Annotated in this window: 1 protein-coding gene; it reads left to right on the forward strand. The window is 53.2% G+C overall.

Features of this window, described 5'->3' with window-relative positions; translation table 11 throughout:
* Positions 1-83: 83 nt before the first annotated feature.
* Positions 84-521 (forward strand): hypothetical protein (locus QC823_RS16200; RefSeq protein ID WP_309657370.1); only part of this gene is annotated, 438 nt, incomplete at its 3' end.

The raw sequence follows: 521 nt of genomic DNA on the forward strand, positions 1-521 counted from the left end.
CAATGGTTCGGACAGTTTTAAAGAAAGCCTGATGCTCAGATAATAGGGTCTCTCACAACACCACCACCCGAGCACAGGCTTTCATGGAAATAGTCAATACGGTCTTGCAGCAGATGTCCAGCCTCAACAAGCCTCAGCGACGGTTTATCCTCGTCCTGTTGCCCTTGCTGATGTGCTTGAGAGGCCGTGTCAATTTCCGCAACCTCAGCCGTTACAGTGACTATCATGAGAAGACCTTTTCACGGTGGTATCGGCGTGATTTTGATTTCACCGAGTTCAACCGCTTGAGCTTACGGCCGCTCAATGAAGACGCCGCCGTCACTCTCATCGCGGCCACAGACTGCAGCTTCATCCCGAAAAGCGGTCGACATACCGAGGGATTGGGTAAGTATTACAGCGGCGGCACCGGCAGGGCCGAAAAGGGGTTGGAAATATCGACGCTGGCCGTGGTGAACGTGACGGAAAATACGGCGTATCACCTGTCCACGCGACAAACGATGGATCATCCCGACAGTGAACAG

The organism is Vreelandella vilamensis (assembly GCF_031451755.1).
In the GTDB taxonomy this organism is placed as follows: Bacteria; Pseudomonadota; Gammaproteobacteria; order Pseudomonadales; family Halomonadaceae; genus Vreelandella; species Vreelandella vilamensis.